The following is an 18,425-nucleotide window of genomic DNA, read 5'->3' as shown; positions in this document are numbered from 1 at the left end:
GCCCCTCTCTCGTCAGTGGATGGGCTGGGCCCCAGGGCCTCGAGCAGGCGATCCACGTCATCTTCGCCATGGGCAGCGCACAGGGTGATGCGAAGGCGCGCCGTGCCGACCGGCACCGTGGGCGGGCGGATGGCACCGGCCCAGACACCGCACTCCCGCAGGCGCTCGGCCAGTTGCAGGGCTGCGACGCTCTCCCCCACCAGCAGCGGCTGGATGGGGGTATCGCTTGCCCCAAGCCGCCAGCCGAGCGCCTGCGCCCCCTGCCGGAACCGGGCGACAAGGCGAGCCAGGTGGGCACGGGCCTCGTCGGCTACGCGTACCAGCTCGATGCTCTGGCGCACGGCGCACGCCTGGGCGGGGGGCATATGGGTGCTGTAGACATAGTGGCGGGCAAAATTGACCAGGTACTCCACCAGCTCGCGACTGCCACCCACAAAGGCGCCGGCCACCCCGAGCGCCTTGCCGAAGGTCCCCATCTGGATGTGCACGCTGGCCGGGTTCACCCCCTGGGCTGCCAGGGTGCCGCGCCCCTCGGCACCCAGCACGCCGAGGCCGTGGGCATCGTCAATCATCAGCCAGTTGCCGCTTCGGGATGCGAGTGTGGCCAGCTCAGCCCAAGGGGCCTGATCCCCGTCCATGCTGAAGACCCCTTCCGAGACGATCAGGCCCCGGTTTGGCTCAAGCAGCCGCTCAAGGGCCGCCATGTCGTTGTGGCCGAAGCGCTTCATCTTGCAGGGGAGCTGGCTCCCCATCTCCTGCAGGGAGGCGTGGTTGAGCCTGTCCTGCCACAGCAGGTGATCCTTGCCGAGCAGGGCCTTGAGCACCGCCTGATTGGCGGAGAAGCCGCAGTTGAACAGCAGCACCGCCTCCACGCCGAGCCAGTCGGCAAGCGTCTCTTCCAGCTGCTGGTGAGCGCGGCTGTAACCGGTCACCAGGGGCGAGGCGCCTGCCCCTGCGCCATATTGCGCCACCCCCGCCGTGAAGGCGGCCTTGATGGCGGGGTGACCCGCAAGGCCCAGGTAGTCGTTGCCAGAGACGTTGAGGTAATCGCGCCCCCCGACCCGGATCCGCCCACCGCTCGCCACATCCACCGGGGTGCGTCGGCGCAGCAGGGTGGCCTGTTCACGCTCGGCCAGCGCCTCCCCCAGGGCAAAGGGGCCGGTAACAACGGGCGTCATCATGGACGGAGGACATCTGCGCGGGAACGGGTGGCATCGTAGAAGAGTTCGCTCGGCTCGCTCTGGCGGTTCACCTCGGCCAGCAGCTCCTCCTCTTGAACCTGATCCGGCTTCTGGGCCCGCTGGGCGGGGCGAATGCCAAGGCGCTTGAAGAGCTGCATGTCGCTGTTCTCGTCCGGATTGGGGGTGGTCAGCAGCTTGCAGCCGTAGAAGATGGAGTTGGCCCCGGCCATAAAGCACATGGCCTGCATCTGCTCGTTCATCTTCTCCCGTCCGGCGGAGAGGCGCACGTGGGAGGCCGGCATCATGATGCGCGCCACGGCGATGGTGCGGATAAATTCGAACGGGTCCAGGTTCTCCTGGTTCTCCAGCGGCGTCCCCTTCACCTTGACCAGCATGTTGATGGGCACGCTCTCGGGATGGCGCGGCAGGTTGGCAAGCGCCATCAGGAGTCCCGCCCGATCTTTCGCCTGCTCCCCCATGCCGACGATGCCGCCGGAGCAGACCTTCATGCCGGCGCCGCGCACATGCTCCAGGGTGTCGAGCCTGTCCTGATAGGTGCGGGTGGTGATGATGTCGCCGTAAAACTCTGGCGAGGTGTCAAGGTTGTGGTTGTAGTAATCGAGCCCAGCAGCCCCGAGACGCGCCGCCTGATCGGCGGTCAGCATCCCCAGCGTCATGCAGGTCTCCATGCCGAGCCCGCGCACCTCTTCAATCATGCGCAGGATGTAGGGCATGTCCTTCTCTTTCGGGTTGCGCCAGGCCGCCCCCATGCAGAAGCGGGACGAGCCGTTGGCCTTGGCCTCCCGGGCCCGCTCCAGCACTTTTTCCACCTCCATCAGCCGCTCGGTCTCGAGCCCGGTGTGGTAGCGAGCGCTCTGGGGACAATATTTGCAATCTTCCGGGCAGGCCCCGGTCTTGATGGAGAGCAGGGTGCTTACCTGCACCTCGTTCGGGTCGAAATGGGCGCGGTGCACCGTCTGGGCCTGGAACAGCAGATCGTTGAATGGCAGGGCAAAGAGATCCTGAACCTCGGACAGGGTCCAGTCGTGACGAAGGGCGTGGGCACCCGCGGTGAGAGCATTCATACATGGCTTCCGGTTGTTATTGGTGGGATCCTGCGCCGCGCTCAAGAGAGCGTTCGCCGCAAGACCCGCCAGCTGGACAGCGCGACGCCAGGGCGTGCGCGAAGCCAAGTGGCTGAAATTGTTGGCTAGTGTAGAGAGCACGCGTAGACTGTCAACACCGACCAGATCAAATTAGTTGACAACAGAACACAAAATGACCAATCAAGAATTCGACCTGCACCACGTCTGGCACCCCTATACCTCCCTCACCCATCCCCTGCCCTGCTATGAAGTGGCCAGCGCCAAAGGGGTGACCCTCACCCTGACGGACGGGCGCGAGCTGGTGGATGGCATGAGCTCCTGGTGGGCCTGCGTTCACGGCTATCAGGTGCCGGAACTGGACGCGGCCGCCACCGCCCAGCTCGGCAAGATGTCCCACGTGATGTTTGGCGGCCTGACCCATGCCCCGGCGGTCGAGCTCTGCCGCAAACTGGTGGAAATCACCCCGAAGGGGCTGGATCGGGTCTTTCTGGCGGATTCCGGCTCGGTGGCGGTGGAGGTGGCGCTCAAGATGGCCCAGCAGTACTGGCATGCCAAAGGGACGCCCCGCGCCAAATTCGTTGCCCTTCGGGGCGGCTATCACGGTGACACCTTCGGCGCCATGAGCGTGTGCGACCCGGATGGCGGCATGCACGAGCTCTATCAGGGCTTCCTGCCCGAACACCATTTCGTCGAAGCGCCAAGCTGCCGCTTCCACGCCCAGTGGGACGAGCAGAGCGTGGTGGAGCTGGCCACCCTGGTGGCGGATCATCACGAGGAAATTGCCGCCATCGTGCTCGAACCCATCGTCCAGGGGGCGGGCGGCATGCGCTTCTACCACCCCCGCTACCTGCAGTGGGTGCGCGCCCTGTGCGACGAATTCGGCGTGCTGCTCATAGCAGATGAAATCGCCACCGGCTTTGGCCGCACCGGCCAGCTGTTTGCCTGCGACTGGGCGGGGATCAGCCCCGACATCATGTGCCTGGGCAAGGCGCTCACCGGCGGCTACCTGACGCTGTCGGCCACGCTCACTACCGAGCATGTGGCTCGCACCGTGTGTGACGGCAAGGCAGGCGTCTTCATGCACGGCCCCACCTTCATGGGCAACCCGCTTGCCTGCGCGGTAGCCAATGCCTCCATCGAGTTGCTGCTCGCCTCCCCGTGGCAGGCGCGGGTGCAAGCCATCGAACACCAACTCAAAACCGAACTGGTGGAACTGACCCTGCACCCGGCGGTGGCGGATGTGCGGGTGCTCGGCGCCATCGGGGTGGTGGAGATGAAGGAGCGGGTGGACGTGGCGCGCATCCAGCGCAAGTTCGTGGAGCTGGGCGCCTGGATCCGTCCCTTTGGCAAGCTCATCTACCTGATGCCCCCCTTCGTCATCACCCCTGAAGAGCTGCGGGTATTGACCGGCGCCATCCACGAGGCCATCACCAGCGGCGAATATTGAGTCAGGATGAACGGGCCCTGCATGAGAACGCAGGGCCTTTTGGCGCTTTTTCATCAGAATGTGAGCAAGACACCAAAACCCGTCCGGCGAGGAGAGTAGACTGCGCGGGTTTTACCCAACAGATGTACCAGTCCCATGCGCCTCTCCATTGCTGCCAAGATCAACTTCTTCCTGCTCTTCATCTTCTCCATGGTGTTGGTGTTTTCCGCGGCCTATCAGGCGGTGCGCGAGCGTGACCTCATCCTGACCCTCATCAAGGAGCAGAGCCGCGAGCAGACCGAGGCCTACTTCGACGGCCTCAACATGCTGATGCTGACCGGCAAGATGGACGCCCGCGATACCCTGCGCGCCAAGTTTCTCCATCACGCCCACGTGGAAGATGCCCGCATCGTGCGCGGGGCGGCGGTCAACAAGCAGTACGGGCCGGGCCGTGACGTCGAGGCCCCGAAGGACAGGTACGATGCCCTGGCGCTGGCGGGCAAGGGGAGCCTGGAGGTAGAGCATGAGGGCATGCACAGCCGGCTGGTGGTGACCCGCCCGCTGCTGGCCAGAAAGGATTTTCGCGGTACCGACTGCACCAGCTGCCACCAGGTGCCGGAAAACACCGTACTGGGAGCGGTGCGTTTTGACTACTCCCTCGACACCCTGTTTACCCGGGTGGAGCAGAACATCCTCACCTCGGCCCTGAGCCTCACCCTCATCTTCGGGCTGGGACTCCTGCTCACCCTCTGGGTCATCCGCACCTGGATAGTCCGCCCTCTCAACCAGCTGACCCGCTCCATGGAGGAGGCCACCGATCGCAACGACTTCGGCCACAGGCTGGAGGGGGATGAAGGGGACGAGATTGGCCGGGTGGCGCTCGCCTACAACCAGATGCTCGACAGCGTGGAGCGCCAGATAGGCAAGCGCCCCGCCTCTCAGGGGCTGGATGACGGCGACGGCCCTCAGCCCCGGTAGTAAAGCAGCAGGCAGGCCACCAGGATCAGCAGCAGGATGAAGAGATTGACGTGGCGGGCATCTTCCTGCCGGCGGCTGCGGCCACGGGCCAGCACCAGCACCACCAGGGTCAGCAGGCAGCAACCCCAGAGCCCGCGCTCCAGCCAGGGGGTGAGCAGGGGATCCCAGCTCTGGCGCACCTTGACGCCCCCATAGACCAGAAAGCCGTAAGCCACCTCTGGCCGGGCGAAGTGATAGAGGGAGAGCAGGGCGACAAAGCCGCCCCAGCAGAGGATCACCAGCCCCTGCAACACCCGTATCCAGCCATCCGGCCCCCGCCTGCGCTCCTTCACCCTCACCCCCGTCCAGCCGCCATGATCCATGCACGATGCATGGGGAAATCCCCGCAAGGGTCCGACATTTTTGCTTGTTTATCAAACCTGCGCGGGTAAGATGAACGGCTTAGTCTGCCATGGTGGGCCAACTGCGCCCGGGCCAGACCCCTAGTGTTGCAAATAGCGCTGCAAGAACAAGCTGGAGACAATATTTCGATGACGCACGCATCCGTAGTTGATGTGCTGGCCGGTAAGTATTCGGTCGGCACCACCCTGACTGTGAAAGGGTGGATCCGGACCCGCCGCGATTCCAAGGCGGGGATCTCATTTTTGGCCGTTTCCGATGGCTCCTGCTTCCATCCGGTGCAGGCCGTCGCCCCCAATACCCTGGCCAATTACGAGAATGAAGTGCAACGTCTGACCACAGCTTGCTCCGTCGAAGTGACCGGCACCGTGGTCGAGTCCCAGGGCAGCGGCCAGGCGTTCGAACTGCAGGCTACCGAGGTCAAGGTGGTGGGCTGGGTCGAAGATCCGGACACCTACCCCATGTCTGCCAAGCGCCACAGCATCGAGTACCTGCGCGAGCAGGGCCACCTGCGTGCCCGCACCAACATCGTCGGTGCCGTGACCCGGGTGCGCAACTGCCTCTCCCAGGCCATTCACCGCTTCTTCCACGAACAGGGCTACCTCTGGATCGCGGCGCCCCTCATCACCGCCTCCGACACCGAAGGGGCCGGCGAGATGTTCCGCGTCTCCACCCTGGACATGGAAAACCTGCCGCGCACCCCCGAAGGCAAGGTGGACTACGACAAGGACTTCTTCGGCAAGGAGACCTTCCTGACCGTGTCCGGCCAGCTGAACGTCGAAACCTACGCCTGCGCCCTGTCCAAGGTCTACACCTTCGGCCCGACCTTCCGCGCCGAAAACTCCAACACCAGCCGCCACCTGGCTGAGTTCTGGATGGTGGAGCCGGAAGTGGCCTTCGCCGATCTGGAAGACAACGCCGCCCTGGCCGAAGCCATGCTGAAGTACGTCTTCAACGCCGTGCTGACCGAGCGCCGCGACGATCTGGAGTTCTTCGCCCAGCACGTGGACAAGGACGCCATCGGCCGTCTGGAGCGCTTCGTCGCCTCCGACTTCGCCCAGATTGACTACACCGACGCCATCGACGTGCTGCAAAACTGCGGCAAGAGCTTCGAGTTCCCGGTCTCCTGGGGCATCGATCTCTCCTCCGAGCACGAGCGCTACCTGGCCGAGGAGCACTTCAAGTCCCCGGTGGTGGTGAAGAACTACCCGAAGGACATCAAGGCCTTCTACATGCGCCTCAACGACGACGGCAAGACCGTTGCCGCCATGGACGTACTGGCCCCGGGGATCGGCGAGATCATCGGCGGCTCCCAGCGTGAAGAGCGTCTCGAGGTGCTGGATGCCCGTCTGGCCGAGATGGGTCTGAACAAGGAAGACTACTGGTGGTACCGCGATCTGCGTCGCTACGGCACCGTGCCCCACTCCGGCTTCGGTCTGGGCTTCGAACGCCTGGTGGTCTACGTGACCGGCATGGGCAACGTGCGCGACGTGATCCCCTTCCCCCGTACTCCCCGCACCGCCGAGTTCTAAGGCGACCCGCCTACTCGCACCGTGCAAAAGCCGACCCCCGGGGTCGGCTTTTTTTATGCCCGCCTCGCTCTTCCCGCACGTGTCATTCCCGCCTTTTGCATTCCAAACCCTGTGCGCTCCCCCATCTTTCCCGTCATTTATCTGGTGTGCGCCAGGAAGCGGTCCCCTGTTCAAGGGCTGAACCGTAGTTTTTATGCACTTAAATCGGAAAAAAGCCGGTTGTTGAAGCAACGCAATTTTTTACCCCTTTAGGGGTGACAAAATATCCATTAACCCTTCAGGGGTAATTGATGACAGCGGATCCCGGGCAGCTGGCCGATGGGGACATGGATAAAACACACGAGGTAATGGAATGATCTTGATGGAATTTTTGGTGGTACTCGGCTGCTTGCTGCTGGGTACCCGCTTCGGGGGCATGGGGCTGGGTCTTATCAGCGGCATTGGTCTGTTCCTGCTGACCTTCGTCTTCGGCCTGGTGCCGGGCGAGCCGCCGGTGCAGGTGATGCTGACCATACTGGCGGTCATTGGCTGCGCCGCCACCCTGCAGACCGCCGGCGGTCTCAACCTGATGATGCAGGTGGCCGAGCGTCTGCTGCGCCGCCACCCCCAGTACATCACCCTGCTGGCGCCGCTCACTACCTGGACCCTCACCTTCCTGTGCGGCACCGGCCACGTGGTCTACACCATGTTCCCCATCATCGCCGACATCGCGCTGCAGAAGAACATCCGTCCGGAGCGCCCCATGGCAGTGGCGTCCGTAGCCTCCCAGATGGCCATCTGCGCCTCGCCGGTCTCGGTGGCCGTGGTCTCCATGGTCTCCATCCTGGCGGCGGCTCACGGCGTGGGTCAGGCCTACGGTCTGCTCGACATCCTGATGGTCGCCATCCCCTCCTCTCTCACGGGTGTCATGATGGCGGCCCTGTGGAGCCTGCGCCGCGGCAAGGATCTGGACAAGGACGAGGAGTTCCAGGCCAAGATCAAGGACCCTGCCCAGCGGGACTTCATCTACGGCGGTGGTGAAACTCTGCTCAACACCAAGTTCCCGAAAGAGGCCTACTGGTCCACCTGGATCTTCTTCGCCGCCATCGCTGCCGTGGTGCTGCTGGGGGCCGATGAGGCGCTGCGCCCCGTCTTCACCATCAAGGAGAAGACGGGCCCCCTCTCCATGAACCTGGTGATCCAGATGATGATGTTGATCGCCGGCGCCATCATCCTGATGCGCTGCAAGGTCAAGCCGGGGGAGATCGCCAACGGCGCCGTCTTCAAGGCGGGCATGGTCGCCATCTTCTCCGTGTTCGGGGTCGCCTGGATGAGTGAAACCTTCTTCCAGGCCCACATGCCGCTGCTCAAGGAGACCCTGGCCCACGTGGTACAGGCCCAGCCCTGGACCTACGCCCTGGTGCTCTTCCTCATCTCCAAGCTGGTGAACAGCCAGGCCGCGGCGCTCACCGCCATCGCCCCCATGGGGCTGGCGCTGGGGGTCGAACCCAAGCTGCTCATCGCCTTCCTGCCGGCGAGCTACGGCTACTTCGTGCTGCCGACCTACCCGAGCGATCTCGCCTGCATCGGCTTCGACCGCTCCGGCACCACCCGCATCGGCAAGTTCATCATCAACCACAGCTTCATCATTCCGGGCCTCATCGGGGTGGTGACCTCCTGTACCCTGGGCTTCATCCTGACCAGCATCCTGCTGTAACAGGCATCCAGTGCGAGCGGCTCCCCCGTGGGAGCCGCTTTTTTATCCCCGCATCCCCGGCCCGCGCTTTGCCATCGCCCCCCACTCTGGGTAGCATGAGCCCTCTTTTATTCAGCGGAAATCCCCCATGTCTCGCGTCATCCTGCTCTGGAGCGGCGGCAAAGATGCCATGCAGGCCCTCTGCCACGCCCGGGAAGCGGGCCATCAGGTGGTGGCCCTGGTCACCTTTGCCCCGCCAGCGCCCCGCTTTCTCGCCCATCCCCTGTCACAGGTTCGCCGTCAGGCGGCGGCCCTCGCGCTGCCCCATCGGCTGGTCACCATCGAGGCGCCCTTCGATCTCGGTTATGAGCGGGCCCTGGCGGCCTTGAAAGAGGAGTGGCAACTCGATGGGGTCGTCACCGGCGACATCGACAGCGTGGGGGGGGCGCCGAACTGGATCCGCGAGCGCTGTCGCCCCCTGGGGCTCACCGTTCACACCCCGCTCTGGCAACAACCCCGCGAGGCGTTGCTGGCGGACATGCTGACCCGCGGCATCGTCGCCCACCTCTCCTGCGTCGATACCCGGGTACTGGCCCCCGAGTGGGTGGGGCGCAGGCTCGATGCGGCCACCCTGGCCGAATTGCAGCAACTGGCGGCAACCTGGGGCTTCGATGCCTGCGGCGAGCAGGGGGAGTACCACACCATGGTGACCGACGGCCCCGGGTTTGCGGCGCCGCTGACACTCGGCCACTGGCAGGTGGCGCGCCAGGAGCACCTCGCCTATCTGCAGGAGGACGAGGGATGACGTCTCACGAGGGCGACACATAAAAAACGGGAGGCACTGGCCTCCCGTTTTGCTTGTCTATGACGCCGGCCTATCTGGCCAGCTTGCCCAGCACCCGCTTAAGCAGGCGGATGCGCGGCTCGATGCTGTCCAGCAGCAGGAATTCCGCCTCCGAGTGAAAGCCACCCCCCATGGGGCCGAAGCCATCCAGCGACGGCACACCCGCAGCGGCGGTGAAGTTGGCATCGGAGCCGCCCCCCGCCTCCAGCCAGGTGAAGGGGACGCCCTCCTCCCTGCCTGCCGCCTCCACCAGTGCCATCAGGGCCTCGGTGTCGCCGCTCGGACGCATCGCCGGCTTGAAGCTCTGGCGCGCCACCTCGACCCGGCAACCGGCGAGGAAGGGGTTGTTGGCCATGAAGGTTAGCCGGTCGTGCACCGCCTGCGCCTCTTCGTTGCACCAGAAGCGCAAATCCACGATCGCCTCGGCAAAGTCGGGCACCACGTTGACGCCGGTACCGCCCTGCACCACCCCCACGTTCATGGTGGTACCGGTTTCCATGTTGACCTGCTGGTTGATGGCGAGCACCCAGTGGGCCAGCTCCGTGATGGCGGAGATCCCTTGTGCCAGGGCCGAGCCCGCATGGGAGGCCTTGCCGTGGAAGGTGATGCGGTACTTGGCATTGCCCTTGCGGGCGCTGATGAGATCCCCGCTCGGGCGGGCCGCCTCGGCCACCAGCACGCAGCCGCTCTGTCTGGCCCGCTCCACCAGCCACTCTTTGGACCAGGGAGAGCCAATCTCCTCGTCGCAGTTGCAGCAGACCAGCACCTTGAGCCTGGCCAGCACGGCCGGGTCCAGCTCTTTCAAGGCATACCAGGTGGAGAGCAGGCCGCTCTTCATGTCCGAGACGCCGGGGCCAAAGGCCTGATTGCCTTCGATTTTCAGCGGTCGCTTGGCAGCCGTCCCCTCGGGGAAGACGGTGTCCATGTGACCCACCAGCATGACGTCGTAGTGATCCGCCCCCGGGGCATTGGTTGCCTCGAGGCAAGGGCCGCACTCGGCGGCGAACTGGTGGCGGGTCACCTGCCAGCCGATGGCCTCATATTTCTCGGTCATGATGTCGGCGACCCGGGCCACCCCGGCCGGGGTGCGGGTGCCGCAGTCAAGGTTGATGAGCGGGGCCAGATCCGCCAGATAGGTATCGAGGGAAAACGGGCGCGTGAGGTCGTTCATTGTCTTCTCCATGGAACAATCTGCGTAAAACACAGACTGTTTTTGCAACGATAAGAGTGGGCGGGCACTCGGCGCCGCCTCGTCAACGGCGGTCGGCCAGCGTGGATAAACTGGCCGCCGCCTCTACACCAGAGCCTTTACATGAACAGCAGATAGTTGAGGAGCAGCGCCGTCACCAGGGCCCCCGCCATGGGCACGCTGGTGCGCTTGACCACCACGAAGGGAGAGACCTTGGCGATGCCCGCACAGGCGATGAGCACCGCCGCGATGGGGGAGACGGTGCGGCCGATACTGGAGGCAAGCTGCATCGGCAGCAGCATGGTCACCGCCGGCACGCCAAACTTGGCCGCCACCGCGGGGGCCAGAGAGGAGAAACTGAGGAAGGCCGCGTTGCCCGAGCCCATGATGACCGCCGCCACCATGATGAGCCCCACCATCACCAGGGTCATCAGGCCGCTGCCGATGCCGGCATTGCTGGCAGAATGGAGCAGGGTGTCGATGGCGCCGATGGCCTTGAGGGATTCGGCGAAGAGCTCGGCACAGACGATGAGCGCCACCACGGGGCCGAACACCTTGCCCATGCCGTCGAGGAAGCTCGACAGCCCCGCGAAGGCGGTGCGCACCGAGCGGGTGCGCAGCAGCTCGCACAGCATGCCGATAAAGACCGACAGCAGCATGGCCACCTCCACACTGACGCTGATGCTGGTCACCAGCAGCTTGGAGAAGGTCATCATCAGCACGAAGGGGATGATGGGCAGCAGGCCGTACCAGGTTGGCGCGGCCACCTCGTTCGCCCCTTTCTCGTCAAGCTCCGCGTGTTCGCCGCGATGCAGGGCCGGATCCCAGCCCTCCTGACGGTCACAGTGCCGCTGCCAGAAAAAATGCAGCACCATGGTCACCAGCAGCATGGGGGCCACCAGCCAGATCTGGTAGTCGACGAAATAACTGGTCGGATCCATGCCGGATTGGCCGGCGGAGAAGATGGCGTTGGTCTGGGTCGGGCCAATCTCGAACGCCTGGGAGGTGGCGATGACGCCGCAGGCGGAGGCCGGGCTGATGCCGAGGTTGCGCATCACAGGATACATGGTGACCATCAACAGCAGGCCAAGGCCGGTGGCGGAGGTGACGAACAGGGAGACAAACACCGCCACCAGATAGCAGATGGCCAGCATCAGGTAGCTGGACTGAATGCCCGCCACCGGTTTGACCGCCACCCGCACCAGCGCCTGGGAGGCACCGATATGGGACATGTAGGTGGCAAAGCCGGCCACCGCCATGATGGTGAGGCCGAGCCCCGCCGCCCGGTAGGAGAAGATCCCCTTGAACACCTCAAACAGGTCGAACAGGGCGAAGCCGGTGCTCTTGTCGGCGGGCAGAATGGGGTGCAATCCCAGCCAGTAGGCCACCGCAAAGAGGGCCATGCCCGCCAGCGCCAACACCGCCTGCGGGTTGTAATCCTTGATGATGCCGTAGACCACGGCGATCAGCACGAGCAAGACGAAGACGAGTTCCAAGGTGCACTCCTGACAAGATTATCGAGAAGCGCAATCTAGTGGGGGATCTCCCCTTTCCTCTTGATCGCCATCAATAAAGATGGAAAAAGCAAATGGTTGTAGATTTTTATTCCAAAAATAAAATTAAAAACAACATTTAACATCACGGAACTGGATCTAGAATGCTCCCCAGGGTATCCCTGACCGACAACCGCCACTTTGTTTGCGTTGGATCAACATCCCGCCGGGGTGAACTGGCCAAGATGCCCGTCGACACAGAGCGACCATTTCGCACCGGAGAGAGTTATGACAAACCAAGCCACCGCAGGCACCCCGACCTGCGACTGCAAGCTGTGGGACATCCTCGTCGAGTCTGCAAAGGAACGCACCACCATTCGTTACTCCAAACTGGCCAGGCAGGCCGGGCTGGAGCAGTGCCAGGATGAACTGCGCACCCTGCTGCAACGCATCCGCATGTATTGCACCGAAAATCACCTGCCCATTCTCTCCGCCATCGTGATGGATGACGTGGGCAAGTACGCCGGCCTCTCCTCCAGCCTGCCGGATGCCCCCTGGGAGCGGGCACGGGTCTTCGATCACGAGTGGACCACCCTGCACTGAGTGCCGCCCCCTGAATCCGGAACGCGCCCAGACCAGCAGGCGCGTTCTGGTTTTTGGCCCCCGCCGTCTCTTCCCCGGCCCCAGCGGCCCATCCAGCCAGGTGTGTGTCCCTGTGAGGCGCCCTGCCCCCTGTCATCCTATCCGGCCAGGTGTGTAGCATAAGGGCCTCCTGCCCCCGGTCTCCCCCTTTGATACCGCAGCGCATCCCGTCACAGACCAGCGTGTTCTGGCGCGCGGCCCCCTCCCTTCTCCACTCAGCCTGACTGGTAAAACCAGCCCATCCGGCCATGAGCGTTGCCATGGGGAGACCACAATGCCAGAATCGGGCCCTTGCACGATTTCAGGGCCGCCGGCCCGCAGACAAAGGATCCCCCATGGCCACCACCCTCTATGGCATCAAGAACTGCGACACCATCAAGAAGGCCCGCAAGTGGCTGGAGGAGGCGGGTATCGATTACCGCTTTCACGATCACCGCGCCGACGGTCTGAGCCCGGAGCAGCTTGATCTCTGGCTCGCCAAGCTGGGCTGGGAAGCCCTGCTCAACACCCGTGGCACCACCTTCCGCGCCCTGCCGGAAGCAGAAAAACAGGGGCTCGACACCGCCAAGGCCCGTGACCTGCTGCTGGCCCACCCGGCCATGATCAAGCGCCCGCTGCTGGACCAGGACGGTACCCTGACCCTGGGTTTCAAGGCAGACCTCTATCAATCCCTCTTCTCCCGTTAACTTTTTCTGTTAAGGAACACCGATGTCGGACGTCATCACACTGGCCAAGGATCTGATCAGCCGCCCCTCCGTGACCCCCCTGGATGAAGGGTGCCAGACCCTGATGGCGGAGCGCCTCGCGCGCCTGGGGTTCGTCATCGAACCCATGGTCTTCGAGGACACCACCAACCTCTGGGCACGCCGTGGCAGCGAGGGTCCCCTCTTCTGCTTCGCCGGCCACACCGACGTGGTACCCGCCGGCCCCCTGGAGAAGTGGGACACCCCGCCATTCGAGCCGACCATCAAGGACGGCATGCTCCATGGCCGGGGCGCCGCCGACATGAAGGGGTCCCTGGCCGCCATGGTGGTGGCGACCGAGCGCTTTGTGGCCGAGCACCCGGACCACAAGGGCTCCATCGCGTTTCTCATCACCTCGGATGAAGAGGGGCCCTTCATCAACGGCACGGTACGCGTCATCGACACCCTGGAGGCACGCAACGAGAAGATCCGCTGGTGCATCGTCGGCGAGCCCTCCTCCACCGCCCAGGTCGGGGACGTGGTGAAGAACGGCCGTCGCGGCTCCATCACCGGCGATCTGCTGGTGCGCGGGGTGCAGGGCCACGTCGCCTACCCCCATCTGGCGGACAACCCCATCCACAAGGCAGCCCCGGCGCTGGCGGAGCTCGCCGCCATCGAGTGGGACAAGGGCAACGCCTACTTCCCCCCCACCAGCTTCCAGATCGCCAACATCCAGGGCGGCACCGGCGCCTCCAACGTCATTCCGGGGGAGTTGCAGGTCCAGTTCAACTTCCGCTTCAGCACCGAGCTCACCGATGCGGCTATCCGCGAGCGGGTCGAGGCGCTGCTGACCCGTCACGGCCTGGACTTCGAGCTGAAGTGGACCCTCTCCGGCCAACCCTTCCTGACGGACACCGGCGCCCTGCTGGACGCCACCGTCGCCGCCGTGGCGGCAGTGAACGGCCAGCAGCCGGCCCTGCTCACCACGGGGGGCACGTCCGATGGGCGCTTCATTGCTCCCACCGGGGCGGAAGTCATCGAGCTCGGCCCGGTCAACGCCACCATCCACAAGGTGAACGAGTGCGTGAAGGCGGACGATCTGGATCTGCTGGCGGACATGTACCAAGGGGTGCTGGCACGACTGCTGGCATGAGCGGTGCTCCAGACAAGAGAGACCAGACCATGAATCAGGATCAACTGCTTGGGCTGGATGAGAGCCACCTCATCCTGGTGGGGCGCGGCCCCCATCGTCTGACCGCCGCCACCGCGGCGGCCTTCAACGACATGCAGGTGGCTGCCGCCCATGCCGGTTTCAACCTGCAGGCGGCCTCCAGCTGGCGCGGCTTCGAGCGCCAGCTCGCCATCTGGAACGGCAAATGGCGCGGCGAGCGCCCTCTGCTGGATGCGCACAACCAGCCCCTCGATGCCCTGCAACTGGGCGAGACCGAGCGACTGCACGCCATCCTGCACTGGAGCGCCCTGCCCGGCACCAGCCGCCATCACTGGGGCACGGATCTCGACATCTACGATCCGGACTGCCTGCCCGCCGGCACCCGGCTCGCGCTGGAACCCTGGGAGTACGAGGCGGGCGGCTGGTTTGCCGATTTGCGCGAATGGCTGGACGATCACATGAACGACTTCGGCTTCTTCCTGCCCTATGCAAAAGGGGAGCAACCGGATCAGGGGGTGGCCTACGAGCCCTGGCACCTGAGCTTCGCGCCCGAATCCGACGGGCTGGCCCTGGATCCGGCGGCGCTGGCGCTTTGTCTGGAACGGGCGGATATTGAAGGCAAGGAGTGCATCCTGGCTCATCTCGACGAGATCCTGGCCCGCTATGTCACCCCGGCACACCACGAAAGGAGATTCTGATGAGCTTGTGGTTATGGATAGGCTTGCCGCTGCTGTTTCTGCTCGGCCTGTTTCTCAACGCCATCAAGGACATGAAGCAGCTCGAGAAACAGCTTCCCAAGTACAAGGACAAGATCCGGGAGGTCAAGGACGACGAGGACGACTGACCCCCTCGCAGGAGCCCGTCGGCGCTCCTGCCCCCTTCCCGTCCACGGCATTTTTTCGCCCTCTGCCGCCCCCCTGAGCCGGCCCTGAAAGTCCCCTCGATTGAACCCCTTTCCCTGCGCTTTCCCGCGCGGTCACTTCGCCCTCGCCCTGCTTGAAAACTGCGCAACAAACGTAAAAAACTGCAAAACAATGCACAATTAAGCCACACAAAGGGGGTCAATCTGCATATAATGTGCCTGTTTTGCAGCCCGCCATAAGGAGTTCGCCATTGGATGCCACCACCGTCAACAGTTTCTTCTTCATCGGTGCCCTGTTGGTGGGCGCCAGTGTCCTGTTGAGCGCACTCTCCTCCAGAGTCGGCATCCCCATCCTGGTCATCTTCCTCGCCGTCGGCATGCTGGCGGGTGAGGATGGTCCCGGCGGCATCCACTTCGCCGACTACTCGGTCGCCTACCTGGTGGGCAACCTGGCACTGGCCATCATTTTGCTGGACGGCGGCATGCGCACCCGGGTCTCCTCCTTTCGGGTCGCGCTCTGGCCCGCGCTCTCGCTGGCCACGGTCGGGGTGGCCATCACCACCGGCCTCACGGGCCTCGCCGCCGCCTGGCTGTTCGACCTCAACCTGATGCAGGGGATGCTCATCGGTGCCATCGTCGGCTCCACCGATGCGGCGGCGGTCTTCTCCCTGCTCGGCGGGCGCAGCCTCAACGAGCGGGTCAGCGCCACCCTGGAGATTGAATCGGGCAGCAACGATCCCATGGCGGTCTTTCTCACCGTCACCCTGATCGAGGTGCTGGCCACCGCCCAGCAGGGGCTGGATGCCGGCTTCCTGCTGTTGCAACTCGTCAAGCAGTTCGGGCTGGGCGCTGGCATCGGCCTTGCCGGGGGCTGGCTGCTGTGGAAACTCATCAACACCGCTCGCCTCGCCCCCGGTCTCTACCCCCTGCTCACGGTGAGCGGCGGCCTGCTCATCTTCGCCCTCACCACGGCGGTGGGGGGCAGCGGCATCCTCGCCATCTACCTCACCGGCCTGCTGCTTGGCAATCTCTCCCTGCGCAGCCGCAGCACCACCCTCTCCGTGCTGGACGGCCTGACCTGGCTCAGCCAGATCGGCATGTTCCTGGTGCTGGGGCTGCTCGCCTCGCCCCACAAGCTGCTGCCCATCGCCCTGCCGGCGCTGGCCCTGGCCATGTGGATGATCCTGTTTGCCCGTCCGGTGTCGGTCTGGATTGGACTGTTGCCGTTCAAGAACTTCGCGCCCCGCGAGCGCTGGTTCATCTCCTGGGTGGGGCTGCGCGGCGCCGTGCCCATCATCCTGGCGGTCTTCCCCATGATGGCGGGGCTGCCCAATGCCCAGCTCTACTTCAATGTCGCCTTCTTCGTGGTGCTGGTTTCGCTCATCCTGCAGGGCAGCTCGCTGCCGCTGGCATCAAAGCTGGCGCGAGTGGAGGTGCCCGCACCGCCCTCTCCCATCAATCGCTCTGGGCTGGAAATCGATCTCGACAGCCAGTGGGAGACCTTCGTCTATCGCCTGAGCGCCGAGAAGTGGTGCATCGGCTCCCCCTTGCGAGAGCTGCGCATGCCCCAGGGCACCCGCATCTGCGCCCTGTTCCGCGGCCAGGAGCTGCTCCACCCCTCGGGCAGTACCTGCCTGCAATCCGATGACATCCTCTGCGTCATCGGCCACGAGCACGACCTGCCCGCCCTCGGTCAGCTCTTCAGCCAGGCGCCGGAGCAGGATCTGGGCCCGCGCTTCTTCGGTGACTTCCTGCTGGAGGCCAACGCCAGGCTAGTGGATCTCGCCCCGCTCTACGGGCTGGATGTGAGCGAGGTGGCGGATCAGAGCCTCGGCGATTTTATTGCCCACCAGTTGGGCGATAATCTGGTGGTCGGTGACCATGTCGCCTGGCAGGGACTGCTCTGGACGGTGGCGGAAATGGAAGAGGGTGAACCCCGCAAGATAGGGGTACGCTTCCTGGAAGAAGACCCCGTCTAGGCGCCGGCCATCGTAGCCCGCATTTGTGTGAGAAGGGAGTGAACCATGCCTTATCAAACCCTGTTGTCCGGTCTGTATCCTCCCTCGCCCAAGCTGGGCCTCATCGAGGGTTTCTTTGGCAAGGGCTGGAGCTGGGAAGCCCGTGCCCGCTACGCCCAGTGGCTGCCCCGCCACGGCTATGGCTTCTACCTCTACGCCCCCAAGGAAGACGGCTACCTGCGCAAGCACTGGGCCACCCCCTGGCCCGCCGACCAGCTTGAAGCCCTGTGCCAGCTCGCCCGCCAGTGCCGGGAGAACGGTCTGGCCTTCGGGGTGGGCCTGAGCCCCATGGGGGCCCATCACGACTATGCCCGCCAGCGACCCGCCCTGCTGGAGAAGGTGAGGCTCATCGAGGAGGCGCTCAAGCCCGATATCCTGGCGATCCTGTTTGACGACATGAAGGGGGACACCCCGGATCTCGCCCACTGGCAGCTCACCATCGCCCACGACATCGCGGCCCACACCGACGCAGGCCGCCTGCTGTTCTGCCCCAGCTACTACAGCACGGATCCGGTGCTGGAGAAGGTGTTCGGTGCCATGCCCCCCCACTATCTGCAGGATCTGGGTCAGGGGCTCGACAGGCGCATCGATGTCTTCTGGACCGGCCCCAAAGTCTGCTCCACCGAGTATCCGGCTGCCCACCTCAAACAGGCCGCCGACTGGCTCCATCGCAAGCCCTTCCTGTGGGACAACTATCCGGTCAACGACGGCAGCAAGGCGAGCAGCTTCCTGCACCTGCGCGCCTTCGAAAACCGTCCGGCAGAGCTGGCGGATCTCGTGAGCGGCCATGCGGTCAATCCCATGAAGCAGGCGGCCCTCTCGGCCCTGCCGCTCGCCACCCTGCCCATGAGCTACAAGCTCGGCAAGCAGTACGATCCTGACAAGGCGCTGCACGCCTCCCTCAACGCCACCTGCGGGCCGCAGATCTCCGCCATGATCCAGGCCGACCTGCCGCTCTTCCAGGACATCGGTCTGGCCCAGCTCACCCCCGAGCAGGTCATCCATCTCAAGAGCCGCTACCTGCCGTTTCAGGATCAGGCCTGCGTGAACGAGATCCTGCGCTGGCTGGCCGGGGAGTACGTGTTCGATCCGGACTGCCTGACCGACTGACCTCATGAGTCCATGAAAAACGGGCCCATGTAAAAGGCCACCTCCCGGGCAGGGTGGTGGCCTTTTTGCATGATCTCTCTTCAGGTGCCCCATGGCGTCACATAGGGCGGCAGATT

Annotated in this window: 16 protein-coding genes and 1 pseudogene; 12 read left to right on the top strand and 5 right to left on the bottom strand. The window is 64.4% G+C overall.

What is annotated here, in order from left to right; translation table 11 throughout:
• Positions 1-2: 2 nt before the first annotated feature.
• Together bioF and bioB are read right to left on the bottom strand one after the other, a co-directional pair.
• Positions 3-1,181 (bottom strand): annotated as a pseudogene (bioF, locus tag AB5Y93_RS03145) (8-amino-7-oxononanoate synthase); the annotation flags it as partial.
• Positions 1,178-2,266: a biotin synthase BioB gene (bioB, locus tag AB5Y93_RS03140; RefSeq protein ID WP_043155235.1), complete on the bottom strand. Its 1,089-nt coding sequence runs from the start codon at positions 2,264-2,266 to the stop codon at positions 1,178-1,180. The gene bioB and the pseudogene bioF, both read right to left, overlap by 4 nt.
• Positions 2,267-2,459: 193 nt before the next feature.
• Between bioB and bioA the strand changes: the two genes are divergently transcribed.
• Both bioA and AB5Y93_RS03130 read left to right on the top strand, forming a co-directional pair.
• A complete protein-coding gene (gene bioA, locus AB5Y93_RS03135; protein WP_042882496.1) occupies positions 2,460-3,734 on the top strand; it encodes an adenosylmethionine--8-amino-7-oxononanoate transaminase in 1,275 nt (424 codons plus the stop codon).
• A 135-nt stretch (positions 3,735-3,869) separates the two neighbouring features.
• Positions 3,870-4,691, top strand: a complete 822-nt coding sequence (locus tag AB5Y93_RS03130) for a HAMP domain-containing protein (protein ID WP_214004533.1) — start codon at positions 3,870-3,872, stop codon at positions 4,689-4,691.
• Here AB5Y93_RS03130 and AB5Y93_RS03125 read toward each other — a convergent pair.
• Entirely contained in the window at positions 4,679-5,053 is a 375-nt protein-coding gene (locus AB5Y93_RS03125; RefSeq protein WP_223302528.1) for a hypothetical protein, read from the bottom strand. The genes AB5Y93_RS03130 and AB5Y93_RS03125 overlap by 13 nt on opposite strands.
• A 168-nt stretch (positions 5,054-5,221) precedes the next feature.
• On the opposite strand from AB5Y93_RS03125, the gene asnS reads away from it, so the two are divergent.
• The 3 genes from asnS (at position 5,222) to AB5Y93_RS03110 (ending at position 9,102) form a co-directional block, all read left to right on the top strand.
• The gene (asnS, locus tag AB5Y93_RS03120; protein ID WP_039039869.1) at positions 5,222-6,622 is read left to right on the top strand and encodes an asparagine--tRNA ligase; all 1,401 of its coding nucleotides are present in this window, start codon (positions 5,222-5,224) and stop codon (positions 6,620-6,622) included.
• A 352-nt stretch (positions 6,623-6,974) separates the two neighbouring features.
• Positions 6,975-8,318, top strand: coding sequence for an anaerobic C4-dicarboxylate transporter (locus tag AB5Y93_RS03115; protein ID WP_039039870.1), 1,344 nt, complete (start codon positions 6,975-6,977; stop codon positions 8,316-8,318).
• Between the two features lie 127 nt (positions 8,319-8,445).
• Positions 8,446-9,102, top strand: coding sequence for a hypothetical protein (locus tag AB5Y93_RS03110; protein ID WP_368228786.1), 657 nt, complete (start codon positions 8,446-8,448; stop codon positions 9,100-9,102).
• 70 nt (positions 9,103-9,172) lie between these two features.
• On the opposite strand, the gene AB5Y93_RS03105 is transcribed toward AB5Y93_RS03110, so the two are convergent.
• Positions 9,173-10,312: a M20 family metallopeptidase gene (locus AB5Y93_RS03105; RefSeq protein WP_368228785.1), complete on the bottom strand. Its 1,140-nt coding sequence runs from the start codon at positions 10,310-10,312 to the stop codon at positions 9,173-9,175.
• A gap of 137 nt (positions 10,313-10,449) precedes the next feature.
• Positions 10,450-11,826, bottom strand: a complete 1,377-nt coding sequence (dcuC, locus tag AB5Y93_RS03100) for a C4-dicarboxylate transporter DcuC (protein WP_368228784.1) — start codon at positions 11,824-11,826, stop codon at positions 10,450-10,452.
• A gap of 285 nt (positions 11,827-12,111) precedes the next feature.
• Between dcuC and AB5Y93_RS03095 the strand changes: the two genes are divergently transcribed.
• The 7 genes from AB5Y93_RS03095 to AB5Y93_RS03065 all read left to right on the top strand — a co-directional run bounded on the left by AB5Y93_RS03095 (position 12,112) and on the right by AB5Y93_RS03065 (position 18,309).
• Entirely contained in the window at positions 12,112-12,426 is a 315-nt protein-coding gene (locus AB5Y93_RS03095) for a hypothetical protein (RefSeq protein WP_010674057.1), read from the top strand.
• Between the two features lie 374 nt (positions 12,427-12,800).
• The gene (locus AB5Y93_RS03090) at positions 12,801-13,151 is read left to right on the top strand and encodes an ArsC family reductase (RefSeq protein WP_039039874.1); all 351 of its coding nucleotides are present in this window, start codon (positions 12,801-12,803) and stop codon (positions 13,149-13,151) included.
• Positions 13,152-13,173: 22 nt separating this feature from the next.
• A complete protein-coding gene (gene dapE, locus AB5Y93_RS03085; RefSeq protein WP_010674050.1) occupies positions 13,174-14,301 on the top strand; it encodes a succinyl-diaminopimelate desuccinylase in 1,128 nt (375 codons plus the stop codon).
• A gap of 29 nt (positions 14,302-14,330) precedes the next feature.
• Positions 14,331-15,017, top strand: coding sequence for a M15 family metallopeptidase (locus tag AB5Y93_RS03080; RefSeq protein WP_029314223.1), 687 nt, complete (start codon positions 14,331-14,333; stop codon positions 15,015-15,017).
• Positions 15,017-15,163 carry a hypothetical protein gene (locus AB5Y93_RS03075; RefSeq protein WP_010674048.1) on the top strand — a complete coding sequence of 49 codons (147 nt, stop codon included), beginning with the start codon at positions 15,017-15,019 and terminating at the stop codon, positions 15,161-15,163. The genes AB5Y93_RS03080 and AB5Y93_RS03075 overlap by 1 nt, the downstream gene beginning before the upstream one ends.
• Before the next feature lie 269 nt (positions 15,164-15,432).
• A complete protein-coding gene (locus tag AB5Y93_RS03070) occupies positions 15,433-17,160 on the top strand; it encodes a potassium/proton antiporter (protein ID WP_041215565.1) in 1,728 nt (575 codons plus the stop codon).
• Between the two features lie 45 nt (positions 17,161-17,205).
• Positions 17,206-18,309: a beta-N-acetylglucosaminidase domain-containing protein gene (locus AB5Y93_RS03065; RefSeq protein ID WP_045525256.1), complete on the top strand. Its 1,104-nt coding sequence runs from the start codon at positions 17,206-17,208 to the stop codon at positions 18,307-18,309.
• Positions 18,310-18,425: the final 116 nt, after the last annotated feature.

Origin of the sequence: Aeromonas sp. R10-1, assembly GCF_040908465.1 — a bacterium.
Lineage (GTDB): Bacteria > Pseudomonadota > Gammaproteobacteria > Enterobacterales > Aeromonadaceae > Aeromonas > Aeromonas caviae.
This window is presented reverse-complemented; position numbering and strand designations above follow the sequence as displayed.

What these genes read in the sequence shown, in the direction of transcription:
- AB5Y93_RS03125 (WP_223302528.1), bottom strand. Translation starts at nt 5,053, where the DNA reads ATGGATCATGGCGGCTGGACGGGGGTGAGGGTGAAGGAGCGCAGGCGG.
- AB5Y93_RS03130 (WP_214004533.1), top strand. Translation starts at nt 3,870, where the DNA reads ATGCGCCTCTCCATTGCTGCCAAGATCAACTTCTTCCTGCTCTTCATC.
- AB5Y93_RS03095 (WP_010674057.1), top strand. Translation starts at nt 12,112, where the DNA reads ATGACAAACCAAGCCACCGCAGGCACCCCGACCTGCGACTGCAAGCTG.
- AB5Y93_RS03065 (WP_045525256.1), top strand. Translation starts at nt 17,206, where the DNA reads ATGCCTTATCAAACCCTGTTGTCCGGTCTGTATCCTCCCTCGCCCAAG.
- AB5Y93_RS03075 (WP_010674048.1), top strand. Translation starts at nt 15,017, where the DNA reads ATGAGCTTGTGGTTATGGATAGGCTTGCCGCTGCTGTTTCTGCTCGGC.
- AB5Y93_RS03090 (WP_039039874.1), top strand. Translation starts at nt 12,801, where the DNA reads ATGGCCACCACCCTCTATGGCATCAAGAACTGCGACACCATCAAGAAG.
- AB5Y93_RS03115 (WP_039039870.1), top strand. Translation starts at nt 6,975, where the DNA reads ATGATCTTGATGGAATTTTTGGTGGTACTCGGCTGCTTGCTGCTGGGT.
- bioB (WP_043155235.1), bottom strand. Translation starts at nt 2,266, where the DNA reads ATGAATGCTCTCACCGCGGGTGCCCACGCCCTTCGTCACGACTGGACC.
- AB5Y93_RS03105 (WP_368228785.1), bottom strand. Translation starts at nt 10,312, where the DNA reads ATGAACGACCTCACGCGCCCGTTTTCCCTCGATACCTATCTGGCGGAT.
- dapE (WP_010674050.1), top strand. Translation starts at nt 13,174, where the DNA reads ATGTCGGACGTCATCACACTGGCCAAGGATCTGATCAGCCGCCCCTCC.
- asnS (WP_039039869.1), top strand. Translation starts at nt 5,222, where the DNA reads ATGACGCACGCATCCGTAGTTGATGTGCTGGCCGGTAAGTATTCGGTC.
- bioA (WP_042882496.1), top strand. Translation starts at nt 2,460, where the DNA reads ATGACCAATCAAGAATTCGACCTGCACCACGTCTGGCACCCCTATACC.
- AB5Y93_RS03110 (WP_368228786.1), top strand. Translation starts at nt 8,446, where the DNA reads ATGTCTCGCGTCATCCTGCTCTGGAGCGGCGGCAAAGATGCCATGCAG.
- AB5Y93_RS03080 (WP_029314223.1), top strand. Translation starts at nt 14,331, where the DNA reads ATGAATCAGGATCAACTGCTTGGGCTGGATGAGAGCCACCTCATCCTG.